8 protein-coding genes are annotated in these 8,933 nt (G+C 30.1%); all 8 read right to left on the reverse strand.

Annotated features, from left to right (window positions below; all coding sequences use genetic code 11):
• The coding region (modB, locus tag VN21_RS08180) for a molybdate ABC transporter permease subunit (protein ID WP_046822815.1) at window positions 1-633 on the reverse strand (633 nt) is incomplete at its 3' end.
• A gap of 1 nt (window position 634) precedes the next feature.
• On the reverse strand, window positions 635-1,399 hold the full coding sequence (modA, locus tag VN21_RS08185) for a molybdate ABC transporter substrate-binding protein (protein ID WP_046822816.1): 765 nt from the start codon (window positions 1,397-1,399) through the stop codon (window positions 635-637).
• Window positions 1,400-1,414: 15 nt separating this feature from the next.
• Entirely contained in the window at window positions 1,415-1,957 is a 543-nt protein-coding gene (locus tag VN21_RS08190; RefSeq protein WP_046822817.1) for a 4Fe-4S dicluster domain-containing protein, read from the reverse strand.
• Window positions 1,957-3,333 (reverse strand): [FeFe] hydrogenase, group A, encoded by a 1,377-nt coding sequence (locus VN21_RS08195; protein ID WP_046822818.1) that lies wholly within the window; start codon window positions 3,331-3,333, stop codon window positions 1,957-1,959. The genes VN21_RS08190 and VN21_RS08195 overlap by 1 nt, the downstream gene beginning before the upstream one ends.
• Before the next feature lie 11 nt (window positions 3,334-3,344).
• Window positions 3,345-3,902 (reverse strand): 4Fe-4S dicluster domain-containing protein, encoded by a 558-nt coding sequence (locus VN21_RS08200; RefSeq protein ID WP_046822819.1) that lies wholly within the window; start codon window positions 3,900-3,902, stop codon window positions 3,345-3,347.
• A 26-nt stretch (window positions 3,903-3,928) separates the two neighbouring features.
• A complete protein-coding gene (gene fdhD, locus VN21_RS18225; protein ID WP_084822032.1) occupies window positions 3,929-5,224 on the reverse strand; it encodes a formate dehydrogenase accessory sulfurtransferase FdhD in 1,296 nt (431 codons plus the stop codon).
• Entirely contained in the window at window positions 5,202-6,404 is a 1,203-nt protein-coding gene (locus VN21_RS08210; RefSeq protein WP_046822820.1) for a molybdopterin molybdotransferase MoeA, read from the reverse strand. The genes fdhD and VN21_RS08210 overlap by 23 nt, the downstream gene beginning before the upstream one ends.
• A gap of 117 nt (window positions 6,405-6,521) precedes the next feature.
• Complete coding sequence (gene fdhF / locus VN21_RS08215; RefSeq protein ID WP_084822034.1) at window positions 6,522-8,657, reverse strand: formate dehydrogenase subunit alpha; 2,136 nt, start codon at window positions 8,655-8,657, stop codon at window positions 6,522-6,524.
• Between the last annotated feature and the right edge of the window lie 276 nt (window positions 8,658-8,933).

Raw genomic sequence — 8,933 nt, forward strand, 5'->3', positions numbered from 1 at the left:
TTTATTTAATATAAATATAGTAGTAAAACTTATTATTATAGTTATTATTATTAATATATTTGCTTCCCTTATATATCCACTTTCTACGAAAAAGTAAATGGCTAAAGGTACCGTTTGAGTCTTACCTGGTATATTTCCTGCTACCATTAAAGTTGCTCCAAATTCTCCAAAAGCCCTAGCAAATGATAATATAGTTCCGCCTATAATACCTTTTTTAGATAATGGTATTATTATTTTCCAAAAAACCTTACTATCAGTAGCTCCAAGATCTTTAGCTACATCTTCATATGTGGTATCTATCTCTAAAAAAGCAGTTTTACAACTTTGATACATCATCGGAAGCGCAACTACTACACATGCTATACATGCAGCCTGTGGAGTAAAAATCAACGTTTGCTCAAATAGGTTGTGCACAAACTCTCCTACTGGCCCATTTTTGCCAAGAACTACTAAAAGTCCATAACCAACAACAGATGGTGGCAATACCATAGGAATAATTATAAAAGCTTCTATAATTGTTTTAAATTTAAAATTATATTTTGTAAATATTCTAGCCAAAAAAACACCTAATACTAAAGTTATCATTGTAGCTACTACAGAAATTTTTATGGATAAAATTATTGCATCTTTCATGTTAATTATTTACACATTCAAATCCATATTTTTCAAATATCAATTTAGACTCTGAACTCTTTAAGTGTTTAATAAATTTATCTGATTGAGATTCATTCTTTGTACTTTCTACAATAGCCGCTGGGTATATTATCGGTTTATGCATATTGTCATCCACTACTTCATAGATTTTACACTTATCAGAACTCAATGCATCTGACTTATATACCATTCCAAAGTCTACATTGTTTGTTTCAACATAAGATAATACTTGCTTTACATCTTTTGCATATATTATTTTATCTTTTAATTTATCATACATTCCCATATTCTCTAATGATTCTTTAGCATAGTCTCCAGCTGGAACTACTTTAGGTGTTCCTATAGAAAACTTCAATTCACTGTCATTTGGATCTAAATTTTTATTTGATTCTTTATTTGATATTATCACAAGTTTATTCTGTAATAAATCTATTTTAGAATCTTTTTTTATAAGATTTTTCTTTTCTAATACATTAATTTGCTTAGGTGAAGCAGATATATATATATCACAATCTGCACCTTGTTCTATTTGCTTTTGAAGAGTTCCAGATGCCCCTAAATTAAGTGTAATATTCATATTATTTTCTTTTTCATATATACCTTTTATTTCTTCTAGAGGCTCTTTTAAACTTGCCGCTGCTGATATAGTTATATTTTGTTTTTCTTTAGAAACTTTACTACATCCACTTAAACCTAATACTAATATAGTGCTTACAATAAGTAAAATCTTATTTGTTTTTTTCATTAGTTATACTCCTTATTATAAGTTAGAAATGCATGCTGCTGCTTGTTTTCTTTTATTATTTATGGTTAATTTCACATCATCTTCTTTTACTATTTTAAATGCTTTAGTAGGACATACATTTACACATGCAGGACCGTCTTCCTTCCCTACACATAAATCACATTTATTTGCTACCATTTGCTCTTTGAAATACAATTTATCTGAATCTATATCATCTAATTTAATTTCTTTACTTACTATTTCTATAGCTCCTATAGGGCATGCTATAATACATGTTTTGCAGCCAACACATTTTTCTTCCTTAACTACTATTGCCCCATTTTCTCTTTTTATAGCTTCATTAGGACATACATTCGCACAAGGTGCATCTTCACATTGTCTACATTGAATAGGAGCACTTACTTGTGCAGTTTTTACAACAGTAAGTCTAGGATTAAAGTTTATATGATTTGGATCTTGTAAAAATATATTTTCTTCAGAGTGAGCTACTACGCATGCAATAGAGCATGTTCTACATCCTATACATTTATTTGGGTCTGATATAACAAAACAATTCATTATTTAGCCACTTCCTTTCTAGTGCAATAATTTGTATGTAATAAATGATGTGACTTTTCTCCTAATGGTTCTTTTAAAAATTCATCATATATTTTCTTTATAGACGGACTTTCATGAGATTTTCTTATCTCTATATCTCTATCGTGATTATAAGTTGATTTTCTTCTATTTGCATAAGCTATTTCTCTATATTCATCTATTAAAAGTTTAGGTTGGCCTCCACCACTAATACACCCTTCTGGACAGGTCATAACTTCTATAAAATGTAGGTCACAGTCACCATTTTTAACATCTTCTAGTATAGAAACTACATTTTTCAAACCACTTACAGCTGCAACTTTTAGGCTTAAGTCTCCTACTTTTATAACCGACTTTCTTATTCCCTCTCCGCCTCTAACTTGAGTTACCTCTACATTAGGAATAGCTTGGTTAGTTATAAGCTCATATCCTGTTCTTATAGCAGCTTCCATAACTCCACCTGTAACACCAAATATAGTTCCTGCTCCAGTATAATCTCCTAGAGGAGAGTCAAAGTCTTCATTTTTTAAACTGTTAAAGTCAATTCCCATATCTTTTATTAAATATGCTAGTTCTCTAGTTGTGATTACAACATCTACATCCTTGTATCCACTTGACTTCATTTCTTCTCTATCACATTCAAATTTTTTACAAGTGCATGGCATTACAGCTACACTAAATACATCTTTAGGATCTACATTATTCATTTGAGCCCCATAAGTTTTAAATACTACTCCACCCATTTGTTGAGGAGATTTACAACTTGATAAATGATTTGTAAGTTCAGGATAATTATCTTCCATAAACTTTACCCATGCAGGACAGCAAGAAGTAAACATAGGAAGATTTTTATTTTCCCCTATTCTTTTTATAAGTTCACTGCCTTCTTCCATTATAGTTAAATCAGCTGCAAAGTTTGTATCATATACTCTATCAAATTTTAGTTGTTTTAATGCTGCAACCATCTTCCCATATGTTAATTCACCTAACTCACAACCAAATTCTTCTCCTAATGCAACTCTTACAGCTGGAGCACATTGAACCACTGTAAATGAACTTGGATTAGCTAAAGCTTCTTTAACTTTTTCTACATCACATGTATTATAAGCTGCAAATAAAGGTTCTTGTACGCTTTCTAGCATACCTCTTTCTTCCTTTTTTGCTTCTATTGTATCTTGTCCTAGTTCGTATATAGGAGCAAATGATTTACATTGCTGTACACATTGACCACAAATTACACATCTATCTTCATCTATAAATTGAGCCTTTCCTTTTTCTCCTTGTATTGCATCTACTGGACAGACATCACTACATTTTTTACAACCCGTACACAATTCTTTATCTATATTTACAATCATAACTTATCCTCCTATTTATTATTTGAAATTCCAAGCAACGCAAGAGCTGCTTTTTTATTTTTTAGTTTTTTATCTTCTATAGGAGATACTAGTTTTAATGCATTTTCTGGACAGGCATTTATACATGCTAGTTTATCGCTACCTTTACATAAATCACATTTATATGCTATTACTTTTTCATCTTCTAACTCTATTTGTTCTACTTTTTTTCCATCTTTATATTGAGGTAATAGGTCTATAGCTCCGAAAGGACATGCTAATATACATGTTTTACACCCAACACATAATTCTTCTTTTACAATTATTGCATTATTTTCTTTTTTAATTGCCTTATTTGGACATGTATTTAAGCAAGGTGCATCTTCGCAATGCTTACATTGTATAGGCATACAAAAACTTCCTTGTTTAACTAAATATAATCTAGGTATAACAGGTATTTCTACAGTTCCAACAGTATATCCAACATTATTTTTCTTATTATGTTCAACAAAACATGCAACCTCACAAGCTCTGCATCCTACGCATTTGTTTGCGCCTGCTATTACAAACGAATTTAGTGTACTTTTCATATTTTCCCACCTTTTAAGTTTACTTTTTAATACTTAATTCTATATCCATTAGCATATATATTCATTCTTCTCCCTCTTACAAATCCAACCAAAGTTATATTTAACTTTCTTGCAAGCTCTACTGAAAGATTTGTAGGAGCTGACTTTGAAACTACTATAGGTATTTGCATCTTACATGCCTTTTGCATCATTTCAAGAGAAATTCTTCCGCTAACTACTATAAATTTATCTTCAAAATTTACATCATTTAATACACCATATCCAATTACCTTCTCCATAGCATTATGTCTAGCAACATCTTCACATATCACTACAGGGTCACATCCATCAAACAGTGCTACACTGTGAACTCCCCCAGTATCTTTAAATAATTGAGATGATGTCAAGTTCATATGCATTGAATTGTAAATTGTATTTATATCTATTTCAAAACTATTTTTAACTGAATTACACTCAATAAAATCTAAATCATTTAAAAATATTTTTTCTAAGTTTAAATTAGTATTAGATTTATTCGATATAACCTCTACTACCTTTGATTTTTCATCTATAATTATACTTTCTATATCATTTTTATTAGATATATAGCCTTTTGTAGCTAAAAACCCAACAATCAGTTCCTCTATTTTGTCTGGAGTACATAAGAAAGTATTTAAATATTTTCCGTTTAAAATTAAACTTAATGGGTATTCTGATATTATGATTTCTTTTTCTTCTTTAGCATTTTGATTGTCTATTTTAACCACATCTATTTTTATAGTTTTATCATAATCATAATTTATTAATTGAGTCTTTAGTTCTTCTGTTTTTATATAAGATTCAATAAAATCAACTATTTGATTTATATTGTTTATATCTAAGTTGGTTATACCATCTATATGTTCATTTGTAGCTATAGCGATAAATGTATCTTTATTTATTGCATTATTAAAAAGAAAATTTTTATCGACTTCTTTTCTATGAACTTCAATTTTAGGATAAGGATTTTGTTTAAATCCTTCAGTAAAGACAATATCTACATCATCAAATAGTTCTAATACTTTATTTAAGCTTTTTTCTTCTTCTAGTATTTTTACTACACCTATTTTTTCATTTGAAGCTATAACTACATCTTTAGCTCCTGCCTTTGTAAATCTATAACTATCCTTACCCTCTTTATCTATATTAAACTTATGGGCATCATGCTTTAATGCTCCAACTTTATATCCTTTTTTTTTAAATTCTTTTATCAATAATTCCACCAAAGTCGTTTTTCCCATTCCAGACTTTGTAGAAACTATAGATATTATTTTCTGTTTATTATTGGAATATAAATTTCCCATCTAAGATTTCTCCTTTTTTTACAAATCCTTTATTCTTTGGAACTATCACTATTCCATTAGATTTTGTAATCATTAAAAGTTGGTTAGAACATTGAGAACCCACTTCATATGCATAAAATTTACCATCTTCTTTATTTATATCAACATAAACATAATTTGTTCTTCCCGCTTTGCATTTTATATCATGCTTTAGTATAACAGGGAATTTATTTTCCTTTATATTTTCACCACTCATCTTTAATATAGCAGGCTTTACAAACTCTTCATATGTATTTATAAATGATAGAGGGTTTCCTGGTAATCCAAAAACTAATTTTTCACCAACAGTAGCAAATATAACTGGCTTGCCAGGTTTTATTGCTATTTTATTAAATTTAATATCAGCACCTAATTCACTTAATACATCTTCTATAAAATCATAGTCACCTGCAGAAGAACCACCTGATGTTATTATTATATTTGAAATTTCTAGAGCTTCTTTTAATTTTTCTTTTATAACATCTTTTTTGTCCTCAATTATTCCAAATGATCTCACTTCTAAATCTTTTGCTAAAGCTTTTAATGAGTATTCATTGCTATTTCTTATTTTACCATTTTCTATAGAATCAGTTATATCAACTAGTTCATCCCCAGTAGTTAATACTGATAAAATTGGTTTTTTATAAACTTTTACCTTTGAATAACCTAGAGATGCTAACAGTCCTATTTCACTAGGCCTGATTTTTTGACCTACTTCTAATGCTAAATCTCCCACTTTAAGTTCTTCGCCTATATTAATTATGTTTCTATTTTTTTTAACTACTTCCGATAATATGAGCTTATTTCCATCTAATTCTACATTTTCTATTTGTATAACTGCATCAGTATCATCTGGAACAGGAGCTCCTGTCATTATTTTTATAGCTTGCTTATCATCTACTTTACCTTCAAAGTAATCTCCTGCTTTTATTACACCTATAATATCTAAGCAAATATTTTCACTTTCATTACAAAGTAAAGAATCCTTACTTTTTATTGCGTATCCATCCATAGCTGATTTATTGAAGGGGGGCAAATTATCATTAGAATATATATTTTCAGCTAATGTATATCCTACCGATTCCATTAAATCTTTTTCACATGTCCCTATTGGTTTAGATTCTTCAATAATTTTATCAATCGCCGTAGAAATATCTATCATGTCCATTCCCCCTTGTTCTATTTTTAACTTAACAATATACTTTTTATTTTATAACCCAATTAAAGACCTATCATTTTTATAATCAATCAGATAGATCTTTAAAATTAGATATATTGTCTATTTTTCAATTAACATTTGTTTTCTTATTTTTTCGTATTCATCTTTTATATACTGCTCTGCTGAATCTTGATCTTTTATACTTTCTACTTTTATTGCACAGTATTTATATTCTGGAGTTTTAGATATTGGGTCTAAGTTATCTATAGTCAACTCATTACAAGATCCAATCCACCAGCTGTAAGTCATATATGTAGCTCCTTGTATAACTCTATCTGTTACTAAGGCTCTAGTTAATATACTTCCTCTTCTTGAACTTACCCTAACTAATTCTTTATCCTTAATTCCTAGCTTTGAAGCATCTTCTATACTTAATTGTATATATCCTGGCTCATCCTCTAAAGCTCTAAGCGCTCTGCAGTTTCCTGTCATTGTTCTTACTGAATAATGTCCTACCTCTCTAACTGTACATAATACAAGAGGATACTCTTTATCAGGAATTTCTTTAGGAGGTCTCCATTCACATGCAAATAGTTTTCCTTTTCCACTTTCAGTTTCAAATTTATTTCCTTCATATAAGTACGGTGTACCTTTATGATCTTCATCTGTACAAGGCCATAAAACACTTCCTTGCTTTTCTATTTTTTCATAAGATGCACCAGCGAATAATGGTGATAATGACCTCATTTCATCCCATATCTCTTTAGTGTTATTATAGCTCATAGGATATCCCATAGCTGTAGATATTTCACACATAATTTGCCAGTCCGGTTTTACATCACCTTTAGGTTCTACTGCTTTTCTCATTATTTGGAATCCTCTATCCGCAGATGAGTATACTCCATCATGCTCACCCCATGAAGTTGCAGGAAGTACTACGTCTGCATGTAAGGCAGTTTTATTCATAAATATATCTTGAACTACTACAAATTCCATAGCATCTAAAGTTTCTCTTACCTCACTTGCGTGCGGATCACTTTGTACTGGATCTTCTCCAAATATATAATAAGCTTTTACTTTATTCTCTTTTAATGTTAAATGAGGTACTTCAGTTAACGTAACCCCTGGTTTAGAAGAAAGTTTAACTCCCCAAGCTTTTTCAAATTTCTTTCTTACTTTGTCATCTGTTACCTTTTGATACCCTGGGAATAAGTTAGGTAAAGTTCCCATATCACATGTTCCCTGAACATTATTTTGTCCACGTACAGGCCCTATTCCAACACTTTCTCTTCCGAAGTTTCCAGTTAAAAGAGCTAATGATGCAAGCCCTTTTACAACATCAACAGCTTGCCCAAACTGACATACACCCATTCCATATAAGATTGTAGCATTTTTAGCATTTGCATATTCTCTCATTGCTTTTCTTATATCTTCTGCTGGTACGTTTGTCATTTTTTCAGCATACTCTGGAGTATACTTTTTAACCATTTCTTTGTATTCTTCGAATCCTTCAGTGTATTTTTCAACATATTCTTTATTATAAAGATTTTCTTCTATCAATACATTAGCAAATGCATTGACTAAAATCATATTAGTTCCACCTTTTATAGGTAACCATACATCTGAAATTCTTACAGATTCTGTTACCCTTGGATCTGTAACAATTAATTTAGCACCCTTTTCTTTTGCCCTAACAATTCTTCTAGCAACTATAGGGTGTGAATCTGCTCCATTATATCCAAATATAAATAATAAATCTGAGTTCTCTATCTCTGGTATAGAGTTAGACATAGCCCCATTTCCTAATGAGTAAGCCAGACCGGCTACTGATGGTGCATGTCAAACACGAGCGCAATGGTCTATATTATTAGTACCTATCGCTGCTCTCATAAATTTTTGCATTACATAATTTGCTTCATTTCCAGGTCCTCTTGCAGAACCAGTTCCCATTATTGCATCTGGGCCATATTTTTCTCTTATTTCATTTAGTCTAGATGCTGTATAATCTATAGCTTCTTTCCATTCGACTTCTTCTAACTTCCCATTCTTTCTTATCATAGGCTTTTTTAATCTTGACGTTAGAATTTTGGGGTCATTTAGAAAATCCCATCCATAATATCCTTTTAGGCATAAGTTTCCTTCATTAGTTCTTCCATTTGCAGGTTCTGCTCTCACTATTTCATTGTCTTTAACAACTAAATAAAGCTGACACCCTGCCCCACAATATGGACATACAGTTAAAACTTTTTTTTCCAAACGTGCTCCGCCTTTCTAAATTTTATTTCTTAATATTTAATACATTTAATTTGTATAATGTATTTAACATTTTATATATTACTACTCTAAATTTCAGATTACAATACTATAAATTTCCAAAAGTGTATATTAACAATTCATTTCCTAAATCCCTAAATTTTCTTTATATTCTAATATTTGCTCTTTATATATACTTCGACATATAAAGTCAATATCATTTTTTTATATACTTTTTACTATTTATTATGCATTTTCATATATTTTAAGCTAGATTGA

This window comes from Paraclostridium benzoelyticum (assembly GCF_001006285.1).
Lineage (GTDB): Bacteria > Bacillota > Clostridia > Peptostreptococcales > Peptostreptococcaceae > Paraclostridium > Paraclostridium benzoelyticum.

Excerpts from the sequence above, each read along its gene's own strand:
- VN21_RS08190 (WP_046822817.1), bottom strand. The coding sequence starts at position 1,957 with ATGAATTGTTTTGTTATATCAGACCCAAATAAATGTATAGGATGTAGA.
- VN21_RS08200 (WP_046822819.1), bottom strand. The coding sequence starts at position 3,902 with ATGAAAAGTACACTAAATTCGTTTGTAATAGCAGGCGCAAACAAATGC.
- VN21_RS08210 (WP_046822820.1), bottom strand. The coding sequence starts at position 6,404 with ATGATAGATATTTCTACGGCGATTGATAAAATTATTGAAGAATCTAAA.
- VN21_RS08195 (WP_046822818.1), bottom strand. The coding sequence starts at position 3,333 with ATGATTGTAAATATAGATAAAGAATTGTGTACGGGTTGTAAAAAATGT.
- modA (WP_046822816.1), bottom strand. The coding sequence starts at position 1,399 with ATGAAAAAAACAAATAAGATTTTACTTATTGTAAGCACTATATTAGTA.
- fdhD (WP_084822032.1), bottom strand. The coding sequence starts at position 5,224 with ATGGGAAATTTATATTCCAATAATAAACAGAAAATAATATCTATAGTT.